Origin of the sequence: Methylobacterium sp. PvR107 (genome assembly GCF_017833295.1) — a bacterium.
Taxonomy (GTDB): Bacteria; Pseudomonadota; Alphaproteobacteria; order Rhizobiales; family Beijerinckiaceae; genus Methylobacterium.
Map to the genome: position 1 here is coordinate 279,690 of NZ_JAFIBW010000001.1, position 15,911 is coordinate 295,600.

Here is a 15,911-nt window from a genome sequence, read left to right on the forward strand (position 1 = left end):
GGGGCCCGATCGGGCCCCTTCTTCGTTCGTCGCCGATCGTAAGGGTCAGGCCGGCGGGATCTCGCCCGTCTCGGGGTCGTGAGGATCGGCGGTGGCCTGGTTTTGCTCCGCCCCTTCGGCCCGGCCGCGCCGGCTGCGGGAAGTTTTGAGGCGGTAGCTGTTGCCGTTCAGGCTCAGGATGCTGACGTGGTGGGTCAGCCGGTCGAGCAGCGCGCCCGTGAGCCGTTCCGAGCCCAGAACTGACGTCCAGTCCTCAAACGGGAGGTTCGAGGTCACCACGGTCGAGCCACGCTCGTAGCGCTGCGAGAAGACCTCAAACAGCAACTCCGCCCCCGTCGACGACAGCGGCACGTAGCCGAGTTCGTCGACGATCAGGAGCTTGACCGCGGCTAGTTCGCGCTGAAGCCGGAGCAGACGACGCTCGTCGCGCGCCTCCAGGAGTTGGTTGACCAGCGAGGCCGCGGTGGTGAACGTGACCGAGAAGCCCTTCTGGCAAGCCGCCAAGCCGAGAGCCAAGGCGATGTGGGTCTTGCCAGTGCCCGAGTTGCCAAGTGCGATGACGTTCTCCCGGCCGAGGATGTAGCCACAGCGGGCCAGTTCCAGCACGAGCATCTTGTTCAGGCTCGGGATCGCGGCAAAGTCGAACGTGTCGAGGCTCTTCACCGCCGGGAAGCGCGCCGCCCGGATGCGGCGCTCGACCATGCGCCGCTCACGGTCGATCAGCTCCAGTTCAACCAGCCGCAACAGGTAGCGCGAGTGGTCCAGGCCGCTCTGAGCGCACTCGCGGGCAACCTTGTCGTACTCGCGCAGCACCGTGGGCAGCTTGAGCTGCTTGAGGTGGTGAGCCAGCAGGACGCCCGGCGTGGTCTCGTCGCGCGCCAGGCTCATGCGGCCACCTCCGGCACCAGCACGGCATAGTCGGCAGCCACGGTGGTCCGCACCGTGGTTCTGGGCAGGTGCGGATAGGCTGCCAGGTCGAGCCGGGGCGGTCGGTGCTCGAGTCGGGCCAGCGCAATCAGCTTGACCGCATCGAAGCCGATCGCCCCGAGCCGGATCGCCTCCGCGACGGCTGCGGCCACCACGTCCTTGGGCATCGCCTCCATCAGGCGCAGCACCTGGATGAACTCGCGCTTGCCCCGGTTGCCCATGCGCGCCTCCAGGAGATGGCGCAGGTGCTGGAACGCCTCGGGCAGATCCCAGTCCTGGAGGGCCGCCGCTTGGTCGAGGGCGTTCGGCTTGGTCTCGATCAGCGCGAGGTAGTGCAGCGGCTCGGAGACGAACACGCCGGTGCCGTAGCTGCGTTCGTGCCGGGCGATCTCGATCCCGCCGCACAGGATCACGACCTCGTCGACGAAGCCCTTCACCAGCACGTCCCGGAAGCCGTAGGCGGTGGGCACCGAGTAGTCGTTGCCGTGATAGCGCACCAGCGCGGTCGAGGAGACACGACCAGCCCGCTTCTCGCACGGCTCCAGCGGGACCGCCGGCAGGGCGCGCAGGACCGCACGGTCGGCCACGAGCCGCGTACCGATGAGCTCGGCAGACCGACCGGCACACTCATCCTGCCGGACTCGGCAGCGTCGCTCCAGATCAGCGTTCAGCGCCTCGAACGAAGCTGCCTCCGGAGCCGGGGTCATGAAGTTGGACCGGGCGAACTTGACCAGCCCTTCGACTTTGCCCTTGTCGTTGCCCCTGCCCGGACGGCCGAAGCGGTCGCGGAACAGGTAGTGGCTCACCAACTCGGTGAAGGCGCGCGTGCGCTCGCGCTGCCCGTCACCGCAGATCTTGGCGACCGCGATCTTCGTGTTGTCGTACAGGATCGACAGCGGCACGCCCGTGAAGAAGGCGAAGGCGGCGACGTGCCCGTCGAGGAACGCCTCGGTGGTCTCCCGCGGATATGCCTTCACGAAGCAGGCGTCGGAGTGCGGCAGGTCCATGCAGAAGAAATGGATCTTGCGACGCACGCCGCCGATCGTGGCCACCGCCTCGCCGAAGTCAACCTGGGCATGGCCAGGCGGGTGGGCCAGCGGCACGAAGGTCTCCCGCCCCTGCGATCGGCAGATCCGCACGTGGTCCTTCACCACCGTGTAGCCGCCGGCATAGCCGTGCTCGTCGCGTAAACGCTCGAAGATCCGCTTGGCCGTGTGCCGCTGCTTGATCGGCGCGCTTCGGTCCGTTTCCAGGATGGCCGTGATCACCGGCAGAAGAGGCCCAAGCTTCGGCTTCTCGACCGGCTTCGAGCGCGTATAGCCCGGCGGCAGGGAGAACCGGCACATCTTGGCGATCGTCTCTCGGCTCAGCCCGAACACTCGAGCCGCCTCACGCCGAGAGTTGCCCTCGATAAACACGAACTGCCGAACGGCCGCGTAGACTTCCACGGCAAACATCCCCAGCTCCTCTCGAAAGAGAAGCTTCTCCACTGGCCGGCTTTTACGCCGCCCGCATCAGCACGACGCCGACGCTCCAGTGGATGGTTTTGTCACCGCCCTACACACGGAGGCGCCCGATCTCGTCTGGTACCCCGCGCAGTGCCCGGAAACCTGGTCCTACACGCTGACTGCCGCCTTGCGGCTGAACCTGCCGGTTCTGTGTTCCGACATCGGTGCCTTCACCGAGCGGCTCGCGGGGGTCGCGCACGGCAGGACGTTCCCGTGGGACGCCGCGCCCGTCGCGTGGCTGACCTGCATGGTGGACCAGTTGAGGGGCATCGCGTCTGATCCGGGCGGCCCTGCGGCCGACCGGGATCCCGCGCCGTGCTGATCCCGCTCCGTCCCATCCGGAGGGCTACCGCAAGCCGGCCCGGCGCCTATGTCTCCCCCGGCAAGGAGCCGTTCCCACCATGATCATGATCCTCATCTGCTTCCTGGCGCCATGGCTCGCCATGTTCCTGCGCGGGAAGGTGTTCCAGGGCATCCTCTGCATTCTTCTTCACCTGACGATCATCGGATGGATCCCGGCGACGATCTGGGCACTTATCGTCACCCGCAGGGAAGCCGCCTGACGCGCGTCCGGCGCCGCACGAGGACGGAGACATGCCGCCCAAGCTCACCAAAGCGATCATCGGGGCGGTCATCGCCGTCGCCCTCGCGGCGGCCGTCTCCTACGGCCTGATCAGCCAGCAGACCTCCGACTCGATCCAGACGCGGGCGAACCAGACCCTGCAGAATGATCAGGCCGCGCCCGCTCCGGGGCAGAAGCCGCCGCCGCCGCCCGAGAACGCGATCCCGCAGGCCCCCGGCCAGCCCGGGTCTTCGCCCCAGCCTCCGGCGCCGGCGCCGCAGCGGTAGCGACACGATCCGGACGACGCGGTGACGGCGGGGCGCCGGCCCGGCGGCGCTGGAGGTGCCGCGCTCCTGCGTGCCCCGCGCACCGATGGCGGTCGGCACGCGTTGCGCGCCTCCTGCATTCGGGGGGCGCGGCAACCCGCAACCGGATCTAGCCTTCCCCTCGGCGCAACGCCTGCGCCCTGTGGGAGGACAAAGATGGACGCCGCCTCGATCCCTGCGCTCCGGCGCGACCTCGCCCTGTTCGCGCTCGCCTTCGTCGCCGCCGCCCTCGCTTTCGGCACGGTCATGCTGACCGCGCCGCCGACCAGCGAAGCCGCGGTCCCGAGTGTCGCGGATGACGGGCTCATCCCGCCGGTCACCAATTGCGAGTTCCTGCCGACCGGCGACGTCGACAGCTGCCCGGTCTACCGGTGAGTGCGTGAGGCCGGGCCGGTCACGCGGGGCCGTCAGGTCGCGGCCCCCGGCAGGTCCGAAACCTATCGGTGCGAAAGGATCCTCTTCGCTTCGGCCAGCAGCACGCCGTGGCGGCTCGAGGACGGCCCGGAATTGGGCGTGTCCCGCCCCGCCTTGACGATCAGGGACCGAAACTTCGATCGATCGAGGCCAAGCCAGCGGGTGCTCTCGATCATCGCTGAAATGACGATCCGCAAGGCCGCCGCGCGCTCACGTTCTTCCTCAAGCTGCTTCGTCAGAGCATTTTCGCGTTCTTTTGCGGCCTCGAGAATGATGTGAAGCTGATTCCAACGGTCCACGACCTGTGCCGATCCAAGTTCAAGTCGAAACGGAATGACCGCGCGGAGAATCCGTCCGCGCCTGTGTCAACGGTTCCTGATCTCCGGGGCGGGGTCGCTAGCCCCAGGGATTCTTGTTTCTCAAGAGCACGTCCTGTTGAAAAACTTCGACGATCTCGAAGAACGGCAGCCGTTCCGTGATCTCGTTCAGACCGAATGCGCCGGCATAGAGCTCGGTCGTCGAGAACTCCGTGTAAAAATACCGCGTGTTGCGCAGGGTGTTCATGCCTCCGAGGATCAGGTCCTCTTCCGCGCCCTGCACGTCCGCCCAGATGAAATCGACATACTTGACGTAATTCTCCGCGGCCCACGCATCTAGGGTCGTGACGTCGACCTCGATCGTTCTGTCGAACTTGACCCACGGAAACTTTTCGAGATGCTCCTTCGGCTCGCGGAGGGATCCGGATTGATCCCATTCCTCGACCTGCCCCGTTTCCTGGTCGATCGCGCCCCCGCCGAGATCGTGGCCGGAACTCTGATGGAAGATGGCCTTGCCGATCGTCTGGCCGAGCGCCTTCTGGGTCAGATGAATGCGCGGATTCGGATTGCGCGCCAATATCTTCCGGATCGCACGCGGATCAGGCTCGAAGGAAAAGACCTACGCGAACGGGAACCAGGTCGCAAAGTTCTCGCTCATGTCGCCTTTGTTGGCGCCAATATCGAGAATTGTTGCATTCGATCGACCGATAAGCTGCCCGATTTCCGGAGCATCCATGCCCTCCCGTCTCATGTTTCTGGCCCCGACCGAACAAGAAATGCCAGCTTGATGTGCTGGTTTGATATAATCTTCGGCATGATGCAGTGATGCGATAGAGGTCGCCCATCCGTCATCGTCCAATTTTCGTGAGTCACATCGCCACAGCCAAGCTTGTGGGTCAAGGATGCGCAGGCCGGGCCGAACCGATAGCCGAATGCCCAACCGTGTCGGACATCGCGACGCGGACTGATCGCCCCGGCGGCTGGAGGCTGGCGAGGATCGGGGCCATCTCCCTGCGTGCGCATCCCGCGCCCTCTCTCGCGGGCACCGCCGAGCCCGCGTGCGGGTCTAGGCGCGGGTCTAGGCGCGGGTTTAGGCGCGGGTCTAGGATTGTCCCTTCCAGGGCACCAGCACGCGTTCGAGCCAGCGCAGGCCGCATTCGAACAGGGTCGCGAACAGGCCGATCACCAAGATCCCCATCACCGCCCCATCGGTGCGCAGGAAGTTGGAGGCGTTGAGGACGGGCTGGCGGAGGCCGGCCTGGGCCGCCACCATCTCGGCGGCCACCAGGGTGGTCCAGCCCACGCCCATGCCGATCCGCAGGCCGATCAGGATCTCCGGCATCGCCGCGGGGACGACCACGTGGCGCAGGACCTGCGCGCGGCTCGCCCCGAGGGCGCGCGCCGCATGGATCTGGTCGCGGGAGGCGGCGAGCACGCCGGCGCGGGTGGACAGGGCGACCGGCGCGAAGCAGGCGAGGAGGATCAGCAGCACCTTGGACAGCTCGCCGATCCCGAACCAGATGACCATCAGCGGCAGGTAGGCCAGCGGCGGCAGCGGCCGGTAGAACTCGATCAGCGGGTCGAGGATGCCGCGGGCGATCCGGTTCGTGCCCATGGCGAGCCCGGCGGGAATCTCCAGCAGGGCGGCGAGCCCGAAGGCGCCGGTGACGCGCAGGAGGCTGTCCCGGACGTGGAGGCCGAGCGGCGCACCGTCGATCGTGCCGGTCCAGGCCTGGACGAAGGCCGACAGGATCGCCTCCGGCGCCGGCAGGAACAGTGGCTTGACCCAGCCGGCTCGCGTGGCGGCGACCCAGAGGCCGAGGACCGCCATCACGGTGGCGAGGCTGACTGCCGGAACCAGCGCTCCGCCGCGGCGCCGCGCTCCGCCGCCGCGGCGGCCGGATCCGGGACGCCGCGCCGGATCCGCCGGGGCCGTCGCGTCCAGGGGCAGCCCGGTCATCGAGCCTCTCCGGTCGGCGCCTCGGCGCGCTCGCGGATGCGCGCGAGCGCGCGCGCGCGCAGGGCGATGAAGCTCGGATCCGACTTCACCGCGCGCGTGTCGCGGCCTTCCACCACCGCGCGCGAGAAGGGCAGCTCCAGCGTCTCGACGATGCGGCCGGGACGCGGGCTCATTATCACCAGCCGTTTCGCGAGGAACACCGCCTCCTCGACGTCGTGCGTGATGAAGAAGGCCATCTTGCCGGTCCGGTGCCAGATCTGGAGGATCAGCTCCTGCACCTGCTCGCGGGTGAGGGCGTCGAGCGCCCCGAGGGGCTCGTCCATCAGCAGGACGCGCGGGTCGCCGGCGAGCGCCCGGGCCAGGCCGACCCGCTGCTGCATGCCCCCCGAGAGCGCGTCGACCGTCCGGTCGGCGCAATCGGGTAGGCCCACGAGGTCGAGCATCGCCTGGGCGATCCGCCGCCGCTCCGACCGGGGAACACCCCGCATCCGGGGGCCGAACGCCACGTTCTCGGCGACGTCCAGCCAGGGCATCAGGGCGTGGCGCTGGAAGACCACGCCCCTTTCGGCCCCCGGCCCCCGGATCGGCGCGCCGTCGAGGAGGATCCGGCCCTGCGTGGGTTCGAGGAAGCCCGCGATGGCCGAGAGCAGCGTGGTCTTGCCGCAGCCCGACGCGCCGAGCGCGACCACGAACTCCCCCGGCCGGATCGTCAGGTCGACCTGCGCGAGGGCGTCGACCGCGGAAGGCCCCTCCCCGTAGCGGACGCTGTGGTTGCGGATCTCGATCATGAGCCTCTTTGGTCCGGAGTCGGGCTATTTCCGGGCCGCGTCCACGTACGCTCCGGTGACGAACCGGCCGTAATCCGGCGCGAGCGCCTGGACGCGGCCCTGCGCCTTCAGGAATTCCGCGGTCTCGGTCAGGGCCCTGGCGGCGCCGCCGCCGAGCCAGGCCGGGGAGGCCTGGGCCTCCAGCGTCGGGAAGCGATAGGCCGCGAGGCTCGCCGGCACCTCCGCCTGCGCCGAGCCGGTGATCCGGGCGATGGCCGCCACCTCCGGCGCGTCGGCGCCCCAAGGTCTGGCGGCGTAGGCGGCGTCCTGGGCGGCGATCAGCTGCACCAGGGTGACGAGGAAGGCCCGGTTCTGGGCCGCCCAGGCCCGGTCGACGACCAGGCCGTCGAAGGTGGCCTTGCCCCGGCGGGCGAGGTCGCCCGCCGAGACCACCACGGTGCCGGATTTCTTCACCCGGGCCAGCACGGGATCCCAGATGAAGGTGGCGTCGATGTCGCCCCGCTCCCAGGCGGCGGCGATCTCGGGCGGGCGCATGTTCAGGATCCGGACATCCTGCTGGGTCAGCCCGGCCTCGGCCAGGGCTGCGATCAGCCGATAATGCGCGGTCGACACGAAGGGCACCGCGATCGTCTTGCCGCGCAGGTCGCCCACGCGGGTCACGCCGCCGCCGTTGCGCGCCACGAGCTGCTCGGCCTCGGCGATCGCGTCGAGGATCCAGAACAGCTGGATGTCGAGCCCCTGGGAGGCGGCCGCGGCGATCGGGCTCGACCCCGCCTCCCCGATCTGGACATTGCCCGAGGCCATGGCGCGGATCACGTCGCCGCCGCCGCCGAACTTGCGCCACTGCACCGTGTAGCCGGTGGCCTTCTCGACGGCTCCCGCGGCCATCAGGGCCCGGAACGGGACGACCATATCCTGATGGGCGAAGGTGACCGGCCGCTCCGCCGCCCAGGCCCCGCCCGCCGTGAGCGGACCGAGGATCAGGAAGGCCAGGGCCGCGCGCGCGACGCGGCGGCAGGAACGCAGTGCTGTAGCCATGGAACGGATTCCCTCGGCGAGACGACTCAAGAATCGAGCCGGCTCGCCGTCGGGAAAGTCGGGCACGCTCGGCTCGCGACGCAAGGGCCCGCGCGGCCGGCAAGATCAGGTTGGAAGTTCCATCTCCAGCCTGCTGGATCCGTCCGTTTTGATCCCTGCCGTCACCCCGGGGCGCAGTGGACACATTCCGGATCTCCGGCCGTCCTCTCTGGGAATGCTTGCTCCGAGCGCAGGCTTGACGCGTTGGGAGCGATCGAGCGTCGTCCGCTCCGGATCGAAGGCGGCCTCAGGCGGCGCGGACGGTGCCGAGGAAGCGTCCGACCTCGGCGGCGAGGTGCTCGGACTGGCGCGACAGCTCGGAGGCCGCCCCCAGCACTTGGCTGGCCGCCGCCCCGGTCTCCGCCGCGGCGCCCGCCACGCCCGCGATGGTGCCGGTCACCGCGCCGGTGCCGGCCGCCGCCTGCGTGACGTTGCGGACGATCTCCTGGGTCGCCGCGCCCTGCTCCTCCACCGCCGCCGCGATGCCCGCCGCCACCCCGTTGATCTCCCGGATCCGGCCGGTGATCGCCCCGATCGCGCCCACCGCCTGACCCGTCACCCCCTGGATCCGCGCGATCTGTCCCGAGATCTCGCCGGTCGCCCGCGCGGTCTGCTCGGCCAGGGCCTTCACCTCGGAGGCCACCACCGCGAAGCCCCGCCCCGCCGCTCCGGCTCGCGCCGCCTCGATCGTGGCGTTGAGTGCCAGCAGGTTCGTCTGCCCGGCGATCGACGCGATCAGCCCGACCACGTCGCCGATCTTGGCCACCGCGTTGTTCAGCTCCTGCACCAGCGCGCCGGTCTGGTCGGCTTCCGCCGCCGCGACCCGGGCCAGCTCCGACGAGCCCTGCACCTGCCGGCCGATCTCCTGCACGGAGGAGCCCAGCTCCTCGGCCGCGGCCGCGACCGTGTTGACGTTGCAGGCGGCCTCTTCCGCGGCGGCCGCGACCGTGCCGGACTGGGCCGAGGTCTGGCCGGCGAGCGCCGACATCGCGCCGGCGGTGGCCTGCAGCTCGGTGGCCGAGGCCGAGACCTGGCCGACGATGCCGCCGACCGCCGCCTCGAACCGGTCGGCCATCTCGCGCATCCCGGCCTTGCGCTGCTCGTCCGCGGCCAGCCGCGCCTGCGCGGTCTCCGCCTCCAGGGCCTTCATCTGGATCAGCCCGTCCTTGAACACCTGGACCGCGGCGGCCATCCGGCCCAGCTCTTCCGCGGTTGCGGAGCGGGGCACGTCCCGGCCGAGATCGCCCGCCGCGAGGCCGTCCATCGTGTCGGTCAGCGCCCGGATCGGCCGGGTGACGCCCCGTCCGATCAGCGTCGCCAGCCCGGCGATCAGGAGCGCAGCGAGCGCGGCGCCGGCGAGCAGGCGCTGGAGCGCCGGCTGCACCTGGGCGGCGGTGTCGTCCGCGTAGATGCCGGTGCCGATGATCCAGCCCCAGGGCGCGAAGCCCTTCACGTAGGAGATCTTGGCCACGGGCTGATCCAGGCCGGGCTTCGGCCACATGTAGGGGACGAAGCCCGCGCCGTCGCGGCGGACCTGGTCGACCATGTCGACGAACAGGTGCTTGCCGGTCGGATCCGCGAGGCCGCCGATATCCTGGCCGATCAGCGCGGCTTTCGGATGCAGGACCATGCGCGGATGCATGTCCTGGATCCAGAAATACTCGCTTCCCGCGTAGTGCAGGCCGCGGATTTCCGCGATGGCCCCCGCCTGGGCGGCCGCGCGGCTCATCCGCCCCGCCCGCTCCTCCCCCTCGAAATAGGCCAGCACCCCGTGCGCCGCCTCGACCAGGCTGCGGGTCTGCGCCGCGCGCGCGTCGCCGATCACCCGGGACAGGTCCCAGGCCGCGAGCCCGATCAGCAGCGCCATGCCGAGCAGGGCCGTGGCGGTGATCATCTGGAGACGCGTGCCGATGCGCAGGGTCATGGGGGCCGATGGGGGTGCGATGGGAGGCGCGGCAGCGCAGGGCCGCCCCGGAGCGGGGCGGCCCTGCGGGCGTGCAGGGACGGTATCGTGGAGGCTATAAGAGACCGGGCGCGTGGTAGTTCGGCGATGGAAATCGGATTACATCGGCAAAGATAATAAGTAGTTATAGATAAAAGCGACTGACATATATATTTGGATTACTCTGCGTATTTAAGTCGTACTTACATAGGTTGTGATGCGCCGGGCTTCCGGGCTTCCGGGCTGCGGTGGCGCCGTGCGGGCCTGCCGGCCGGAGGCGCGACCGAGGCCGCAGCCCGCTGCGTCATCCCGGGGCCGCGCAGCGGAACCCGGGATCCAGACCCGCCGGCGCGGCAAGGCTCTGCACCGACGATGGTTCCGGATTGCCCGCCTCCGGCGTGCCCCTTCGGGGCCGGGCACGCCTCCGGCGCCGCGGCTCAGGTCCCTGCGCGCCCGGGGACGGCGCGGGCTGCGGCGTCCGAAGCCGCGACCGGACACCGGTTCAGGTGATCGGTGCGGGATTGAACAGCGTCAGGTCGTTGAACAAACCCCACTGGTCGGACCAGGGGCGCTTGCGCCCGCTCGCCACGTCGAGGATCAGGTGGAACAGCTCCCAGCCGACCTCCTCGATCGTGGCCGCGCCGGTGGCGATGCGGCCGGCATCGAGGTCGATCAGGTCGGACCAGCGCTCGGCGAGCTCGGTCCGTGTGGCGACCTTGATCACCGGCGCCTGGGCGAGGCCGTAGGGCGTGCCGCGGCCGGTGGAGAAGACCTGCAGGGTGATCCCCGAGGCAAGCTGCAGCGTGCCGCAGACGAAGTCGCTCGCCGGCGTCGCGGCGAAGATCAGGCCTTTTTCACGCACGCGCTCGCCCGGGGCCAGCACCCCGGAGATCGCGCTGGTGCCGGACTTCGCGACCGAGCCCAGAGCCTTCTCGACGATGTTGTTGAGGCCCCCCTTCTTGTTGCCCGGCGACGGGTTGGCCCGGCGGTCGGCCTCGCCCTTGGCGAGGTAGGCGTCGTACCACGCCATCTCGCGGATCAGGGCCTCGGCGACCTCCGGGCTCTTCGCCCGGGGGGTCAGGAGGTGGATCGCGTCGCGGACCTCGGTCACCTCCGAGAACATCACGGTGGCGCCGCAGCGGACCAGCAGATCGGCCGCGAAGCCGAGCGCCGGGTTGGCGGTGACGCCCGAGAAGGCGTCGCTGCCGCCGCATTGCAGGCCGACCACCAGCGCGGAGGCGGGGCAGGTCTCGCGGGTCCGGCGGTTCAGTACCTCCAGGCGCGCCTCGGCCATCGCCAGGATGCTGTCGAGCATCGCCGAGAAGCCGCGGTGGCGCTCGTCCTGCAGCCGCACCACCCCGTCGCCGGCCGCGCCGTTGTCGGGCAGCAGCCGCTCCGAGACCAGCTTCTCGCAGCCGAGGCCGACGACCATGACTTCGCCGCCGAAATTCGGGTTCTGCGCGAGGCTCTGAAGCGTCCGGATCGGCACCACCGCCTCGGGGGCGTTGATGGCGACGCCGCAGCCATAGGCGTGGGTCAGGCCGACCACGTCGTCGACGTTGGGATAACGCGGCAGCAGCTCCTGCTTGATCCGCCGGATCGCCACGTCGAGGGTGCCGGCGACGCATTGCACGCTGATCGAGATCGCCAGGATGTTCTTGGTGCCGACCGACCCGTCCGGATTGCGGTAGCCCTCGAAGGTGTAGCCTTCGAGCGGGGGCAGAGGGGCCGGCACGCGGGTGGCCATCTCCAGGGCGTCGAGGGCGGGTGCGACCGGCGTCGTGACCCGGGATTCCTCGACCCAGGCGCCCCGCGGGATCGCCTGTGTGGCGAGGCCCACCACCTCGCCGTAGCGGCGGACCTCCCCGCCCTCCGGGATATCGGCGAGGGCGACCTTGTGGCCCTGCGGCACGAACTCGACGAGTTCCAGCCCGTCCGGAAAGACCGTGCCGGCCGGCAGCCCGAAGGCGTTGACCACGATCGCGACGTTGTCGTCGGCGCTCAGGCGGATCGTGCGCGGAACGTCGCCGGCCCCCGCGCCGGCGGCGTGCGGACGGGTCGGGGCTTCGATCTCGGCCTGCATCGGATGGTCCTCCGTTGCGCTCCCGTTCGAGCGTGTGAATGATCCGGCGCCGTCAGGCGGCGTCGCCGACCGCGTGGTTCGCCAGGGCCTCGAGCGCCTTCACCATCGCCGAATGGTCCCAGGCCGCGCCGCCCTGCGCCACGCAGGCCGAGAACAGCTGCTGGGCCAGCGCCGTGGCGGGCAGGCTGAGGCCCAGCGTCCGGGCATTGTCCAGGGCGAGGTTGAGGTCCTTCTGGTGCAGCCCGATGCGGAAGCCGGGGTCGAAGGTCCGCTCGATCATCCGCGCGCCGTGCAGCTCCAGGATCCGCGAGGTCGCGAGGCCGCCGGTGATCGCCTGCCGCACCTTGGCGGGGTCGGCGCCCGCCTTCGAGGCGAAGAGCAGCCCTTCGGCCACCGCCTCGATGGTCAGGGCGACGATGATCTGGTTGGCGACCTTGGCCACCTGGCCCGACCCGACCGGGCCGACATGGGTCACGGTCTTGCCCATCGCGGCGAACAGGGGCTTGGCGCGCTCGAAGGCGTCCGGCTCGCCGCCGACCATGATCGACAGCGCGGCGTTCTTCGCGCCGACCTCGCCGCCCGAGACCGGCGCGTCGAGATAGGCGCAAGCCCGCGCGGCGACCCGCGCGGCGAAATCCTTGGTGGCGAGCGGCGCGATCGAGCTCATGTCGATCACGGTCTTGCCGGGCGACAGGCCCTCGACGACGCCGCCCGCGCCGAACAGGACCTGCTCGACGTCCGGCGTGTCGGGCAGCATCAGGATGATCGTGTCGGACCGCTCCGCCACCTCGGCGGCGGTGGCGCAGGCGGTCCCGCCCGCTTCGAGCAGGGCCTCGGGCACGCTGCGCCGGGTCTTGAGGAACAGGCTGTGGCCCGCCCCGATCAGGTGACCCGCCATGGGCGCGCCCATGATGCCGAGGCCGATGAATCCGATGTTCATGGGTATCGATCCCGGGTGCGGGGTCAGGCGCGGAAGCGGGCGGCGAGCGCCTCGGAGCCGCGGGCGAGCAGGCCCATATCGGAGCCGACCGCGGTGAAGCGGGTCCCGGCGGCGATGTAGCGGCGGGCCAGCTCCTCGCTCGGCGTCAGGATGCCGGCCTGCTTGCCGGCCTGGACGATCCGGGCGACCGCCGCCTCGATGGTGGAGACCACCTCCGGATGGCCCTGCTGGCCGAGATGGCCGAGGCTGGTGGACAGGTCGCCGGGCCCGATGAACACGCCGTCGACGCCCTCCACGGCGGCGATCGCGTCGAGATTGTCGAGGGCGCGACGGGACTCGACCTGCACCGCCACGAAGATCTCGGCCTCGCAGCGGGTGTGGTAATCCTTGATCCGGCCGAACCGGGCGGCGCGGGGCGCCTGCGAGAAGCCGCGGATGCCGCGGGGCGCGTAGCGCGTCGCCGCGACCACGCGGGCGGCCTGCTCGGCATCGTCGATGTTGGGGATCATCAGCGACTGCGCGCCGGCGTCGAGGATGCGCTTGATCGTGATCGGGTCGTCGCTCGGCACCCGCACCATCGGGTGCGTGCCGCCCTCCATCATCGCCTGGAGCTGGGCGTAGATGTCCCGGAGGTCGTTGGCCGAGTGCTCCATGTCGAGGAGCAGCCAGTCGAACCCGGCCCCGGCGACCACCTCGGTGGAGATCGGGCTCGCGAGGCTGCACCACAGGCCGATCTGCTGGCGTCCCTCGGAAAGCGCCGCCTTGAAGCGGTTGGTGAGGCTGTCCATCGCGAATCCTCCTGAGCGCCGGCGCGTCGCGGCGTCTGCGCGCCGTCCACCGCAACAGGCGCACCCTTCGGCCGCGCAGTCAAAGCCAAAGTCTGGATCGATCGATGCCGCCCCGGCATCGATCGGCCGGCAATTCACGGCGACGGCATATCCGCCAGGACCGAGACCAGCTGGGCGATCAGGGGCTCGTCCGCCACGCGCCGCCAGGCCAGCAGAAGCTCGACCGGCCGCGGCGCGGGCAGCGCGAGGGGCCGGAACACGACGCCCTCGAAGCGCAGGCGCTCGGCCGCCGCCGGCACGAGGGCGATGCCGAGGGCCGAGCGGACGAGGGCCAGGATCGAGTGGATCTGGGTGAGCTGCTGCACGATCCGCGGCTGGATCCCGGCCTCGGTGAACAGGCCGAGGACGAGATCGTGGAAGTAGCGCGCCTCGTTCGGCGCGTAGGCGATGAGCGGTTCCAGGCCGAGATCGCCGGGGGTGAGCCGGTCGCGCAGCGCCAGGGGATTGCCCGCGGGCAGCGCCGCCACGAGGGGCTCGGCCAGCGCCCGGACGGCGATCAGGTCGGGATGCGTCACCGGCGGGCGCACCAGGGCGGCGTCGATGCGGCCGGCGAGCAGCTCCTCGACCTGATCCTTGCTGACCATCTCGCGCAGGGAGAGCGTCACGTCCGGCAGCGTCTGCCGGAGCGCGGTGACGAGGCGCGGCAGGAAATCGTAGGCCGAGGCGGCGGTGAAGCCGAGCTTGAGCACGCCCGCGCGGCCCGCCGCCACCTGCCGGGTGACGTGGGTCGCGGTCTCGGCGAGCCGCAGGATGCGCTGCGCCTCGGGCAGGAAGCTGCGCCCGGCCGCCGTCAGCCGGACGGAGCGGCTGGTGCGTTCCAGGAGCTGCACGTCGAGGATGCGCTCCAGAACCTGGATCTGCCGCGACAGGGGCGGCTGCGTCATGTTCAGCCGGGCGGCGGCACGGCCGAAATGCAGCTCCTCCGCCACGGCGGCGAAACACCGGAGCTGGCTGAAATCGAACATGGAGGCTCCCTGGCGCGCCGCGGCGGCGGAGCATAGAGCCTCGGCGGCCGCCGCGTCCCGACGGGCCGGGCGGAGCTCAGCGCGTGCGTTCGGTGCCGGCGTAGTCGATCCGGCCGTCGGGACCCTTCCTCCATTCGTACACGACGTAATCGGGCCGGGTGATGTCGCCCTTCCGGTCGTAGGCGATCGGGCCGATCACGGTGTCGATCGGCTGGCCCCGATGCAGCCAGTCGGCGAGCGTCCGGCCGTCGCTCGAGCCGGTCTCGGCCATCGCCTTCGCCAGCACCTGCACGGCCGCGTAACCGTAGAGCGTGTAGGCGTCGGGATCGATCGACCGGGCGTTGAAGGCCGCCACCACGGCCTGGGCGTTCGGGTTCTTGCGGGCATCCGGCCCGAAGGTCATCAGCGTGCCCTCGGCCGCCGGCCCGGCAATCTGCACGAACTCCTTGGGGGCGAGCCCATCCCCGCCCGCCAGGATCGCCCCGAGGCCCTGGTCGCGCATCTGGCGGAGGATCAGCCCGGCCTCCGTGTGGTAGCCGCCGTAATAGACCACGTCGGCATTGGCCGATTTCAGCTTGGACACGAGCGCGGAATAATCCTTCTCGCCCGGGTTGATGCCCTCGACCAGCACCGCCCGGCCGCCCCGCGACTTCAGAGCCGTCAGAGTCTCCTCGGCCAAGCCCTTGCCGTAGGGCGACTTGTCGTGGATCACGGCGATCTTCTTGTCCTTGAAGTGTTGGGCGAGATAGGCGCCCGCCACCGCGCCCTGCTGGTCGTCGCGGCCGCAGGTGCGGAACGTGTTCCACAGGCCGCGCTCCGTGAACTTCACGTTCGTCGAGGCCGGGGTGACCTGGATGATGCCGGCGTCGAGATAGACGTCGGAGGCCGGGATCGACACGCCCGAGTTGAAGGCGCCCACGACCATCTTGACGCCCTCGCTGGCGAGCTTGTTGGCCACCGAGACGCCCTGCTTCGGGTCCGAGGCGTCGTCGCCCACGACCGTCTCGAAGATTCGGCCCCCGACCCCGCCGGCCTTGTTGATGTCGGCGATCGCCTGCCCGGCGCCGGTCCGGATCTGCGCCCCGAAGGCCGCGTACGGTCCGGTGATGCCGACGGCGATCCCGATCTTCACCGGGCCGCTCTTCTCCTCGGCCTGTGCGGCGCAGAGCATCAGAAGGCCGGTGACGGCGGCAAGGCGCAGGCTTCTCATCGGTCTCCCCCTGGTGCTCGGCGCGGCAGGCTGGACCTATCGCG

Annotated in this window: 16 protein-coding genes and 1 pseudogene; 4 read left to right on the top strand and 13 right to left on the bottom strand. The window is 70.3% G+C overall.

What is annotated here, in order from left to right; all coding sequences use genetic code 11:
* Nucleotides 1-45 precede the first annotated feature (45 nt).
* Together istB and istA are read right to left on the bottom strand one after the other, a co-directional pair.
* On the bottom strand, nt 46-888 hold the full coding sequence (gene istB, locus JOE48_RS01225) for an IS21-like element helper ATPase IstB (RefSeq protein WP_210025729.1): 843 nt from the start codon (nt 886-888) through the stop codon (nt 46-48).
* Nucleotides 885-2,384 carry an IS21 family transposase gene (istA, locus tag JOE48_RS01230; RefSeq protein WP_210025731.1) on the bottom strand — a complete coding sequence of 500 codons (1,500 nt, stop codon included), beginning with the start codon at nt 2,382-2,384 and terminating at the stop codon, nt 885-887. Before istA ends, istB begins: the two co-directional genes overlap by 4 nt.
* Before the next feature lie 79 nt (nt 2,385-2,463).
* Here istA and JOE48_RS01235 point away from each other — a divergent pair, with 79 nt between their 5' ends.
* The 4 genes from JOE48_RS01235 (at nt 2,464) to JOE48_RS01250 (ending at nt 3,698) form a co-directional block, all read left to right on the top strand.
* Nucleotides 2,464-2,757, top strand: coding sequence for a hypothetical protein (locus JOE48_RS01235; RefSeq protein WP_210026093.1), 294 nt, complete (start codon nt 2,464-2,466; stop codon nt 2,755-2,757).
* A 79-nt stretch (nt 2,758-2,836) separates the two neighbouring features.
* Entirely contained in the window at nt 2,837-2,998 is a 162-nt protein-coding gene (locus JOE48_RS01240; protein ID WP_192710096.1) for a YqaE/Pmp3 family membrane protein, read from the top strand.
* Between the two features lie 31 nt (nt 2,999-3,029).
* Complete coding sequence (locus JOE48_RS01245) at nt 3,030-3,284, top strand: hypothetical protein (protein WP_210026095.1); 255 nt, start codon at nt 3,030-3,032, stop codon at nt 3,282-3,284.
* 195 nt (nt 3,285-3,479) lie between these two features.
* Nucleotides 3,480-3,698, top strand: coding sequence for a hypothetical protein (locus JOE48_RS01250; protein ID WP_210026097.1), 219 nt, complete (start codon nt 3,480-3,482; stop codon nt 3,696-3,698).
* A gap of 62 nt (nt 3,699-3,760) precedes the next feature.
* On the opposite strand, the gene JOE48_RS01255 is transcribed toward JOE48_RS01250, so the two are convergent.
* The 11 genes and pseudogenes from JOE48_RS01255 to JOE48_RS01305 all read right to left on the bottom strand — a co-directional run bounded on the left by JOE48_RS01255 (nt 3,761) and on the right by JOE48_RS01305 (nt 15,867).
* The gene (locus JOE48_RS01255) at nt 3,761-4,036 is read right to left on the bottom strand and encodes a hypothetical protein (protein WP_210026099.1); all 276 of its coding nucleotides are present in this window, start codon (nt 4,034-4,036) and stop codon (nt 3,761-3,763) included.
* Nucleotides 4,037-4,133: 97 nt separating this feature from the next.
* Nucleotides 4,134-4,661: pseudogene (locus tag JOE48_RS01260) on the bottom strand (FkbM family methyltransferase); the annotation flags it as partial.
* Between the two features lie 495 nt (nt 4,662-5,156).
* Nucleotides 5,157-6,014: an ABC transporter permease subunit gene (locus tag JOE48_RS01265; protein ID WP_210026104.1), complete on the bottom strand. Its 858-nt coding sequence runs from the start codon at nt 6,012-6,014 to the stop codon at nt 5,157-5,159.
* Complete coding sequence (locus tag JOE48_RS01270) at nt 6,011-6,802, bottom strand: taurine ABC transporter ATP-binding protein (RefSeq protein ID WP_210026107.1); 792 nt, start codon at nt 6,800-6,802, stop codon at nt 6,011-6,013. Before JOE48_RS01270 ends, JOE48_RS01265 begins: the two co-directional genes overlap by 4 nt.
* 24 nt (nt 6,803-6,826) lie before the next feature.
* The gene (gene tauA / locus JOE48_RS01275; RefSeq protein WP_210026109.1) at nt 6,827-7,840 is read right to left on the bottom strand and encodes a taurine ABC transporter substrate-binding protein; all 1,014 of its coding nucleotides are present in this window, start codon (nt 7,838-7,840) and stop codon (nt 6,827-6,829) included.
* A 286-nt stretch (nt 7,841-8,126) separates the two neighbouring features.
* On the bottom strand, nt 8,127-9,803 hold the full coding sequence (locus tag JOE48_RS01280; protein ID WP_210026120.1) for a cache domain-containing protein: 1,677 nt from the start codon (nt 9,801-9,803) through the stop codon (nt 8,127-8,129).
* A gap of 520 nt (nt 9,804-10,323) precedes the next feature.
* Entirely contained in the window at nt 10,324-11,904 is a 1,581-nt protein-coding gene (garD, locus tag JOE48_RS01285) for a galactarate dehydratase (RefSeq protein ID WP_210026122.1), read from the bottom strand.
* A gap of 52 nt (nt 11,905-11,956) precedes the next feature.
* A complete protein-coding gene (locus JOE48_RS01290) occupies nt 11,957-12,844 on the bottom strand; it encodes a 2-hydroxy-3-oxopropionate reductase (RefSeq protein WP_210026130.1) in 888 nt (295 codons plus the stop codon).
* A gap of 23 nt (nt 12,845-12,867) precedes the next feature.
* On the bottom strand, nt 12,868-13,632 hold the full coding sequence (locus tag JOE48_RS01295) for an HpcH/HpaI aldolase/citrate lyase family protein (protein ID WP_210026138.1): 765 nt from the start codon (nt 13,630-13,632) through the stop codon (nt 12,868-12,870).
* Nucleotides 13,633-13,766: 134 nt separating this feature from the next.
* Entirely contained in the window at nt 13,767-14,657 is an 891-nt protein-coding gene (locus JOE48_RS01300) for a LysR substrate-binding domain-containing protein (RefSeq protein WP_210026145.1), read from the bottom strand.
* Nucleotides 14,658-14,733: 76 nt separating this feature from the next.
* Nucleotides 14,734-15,867: a branched-chain amino acid ABC transporter substrate-binding protein gene (locus tag JOE48_RS01305; protein ID WP_210026147.1), complete on the bottom strand. Its 1,134-nt coding sequence runs from the start codon at nt 15,865-15,867 to the stop codon at nt 14,734-14,736.
* Nucleotides 15,868-15,911 lie beyond the last annotated feature (44 nt).

Excerpts from the sequence above, each read along its gene's own strand:
- istB (WP_210025729.1), bottom strand. The coding sequence starts at position 888 with ATGAGCCTGGCGCGCGACGAGACCACGCCGGGCGTCCTGCTGGCTCAC.
- istA (WP_210025731.1), bottom strand. The coding sequence starts at position 2,384 with ATGTTTGCCGTGGAAGTCTACGCGGCCGTTCGGCAGTTCGTGTTTATC.
- JOE48_RS01240 (WP_192710096.1), top strand. The coding sequence starts at position 2,837 with ATGATCATGATCCTCATCTGCTTCCTGGCGCCATGGCTCGCCATGTTC.
- JOE48_RS01245 (WP_210026095.1), top strand. The coding sequence starts at position 3,030 with ATGCCGCCCAAGCTCACCAAAGCGATCATCGGGGCGGTCATCGCCGTC.
- JOE48_RS01250 (WP_210026097.1), top strand. The coding sequence starts at position 3,480 with ATGGACGCCGCCTCGATCCCTGCGCTCCGGCGCGACCTCGCCCTGTTC.
- JOE48_RS01265 (WP_210026104.1), bottom strand. The coding sequence starts at position 6,014 with ATGACCGGGCTGCCCCTGGACGCGACGGCCCCGGCGGATCCGGCGCGG.
- JOE48_RS01270 (WP_210026107.1), bottom strand. The coding sequence starts at position 6,802 with ATGATCGAGATCCGCAACCACAGCGTCCGCTACGGGGAGGGGCCTTCC.
- tauA (WP_210026109.1), bottom strand. The coding sequence starts at position 7,840 with ATGGCTACAGCACTGCGTTCCTGCCGCCGCGTCGCGCGCGCGGCCCTG.
- JOE48_RS01280 (WP_210026120.1), bottom strand. The coding sequence starts at position 9,803 with ATGACCCTGCGCATCGGCACGCGTCTCCAGATGATCACCGCCACGGCC.
- garD (WP_210026122.1), bottom strand. The coding sequence starts at position 11,904 with ATGCAGGCCGAGATCGAAGCCCCGACCCGTCCGCACGCCGCCGGCGCG.
- JOE48_RS01290 (WP_210026130.1), bottom strand. The coding sequence starts at position 12,844 with ATGAACATCGGATTCATCGGCCTCGGCATCATGGGCGCGCCCATGGCG.
- JOE48_RS01295 (WP_210026138.1), bottom strand. The coding sequence starts at position 13,632 with ATGGACAGCCTCACCAACCGCTTCAAGGCGGCGCTTTCCGAGGGACGC.
- JOE48_RS01300 (WP_210026145.1), bottom strand. The coding sequence starts at position 14,657 with ATGTTCGATTTCAGCCAGCTCCGGTGTTTCGCCGCCGTGGCGGAGGAG.
- JOE48_RS01305 (WP_210026147.1), bottom strand. The coding sequence starts at position 15,867 with ATGAGAAGCCTGCGCCTTGCCGCCGTCACCGGCCTTCTGATGCTCTGC.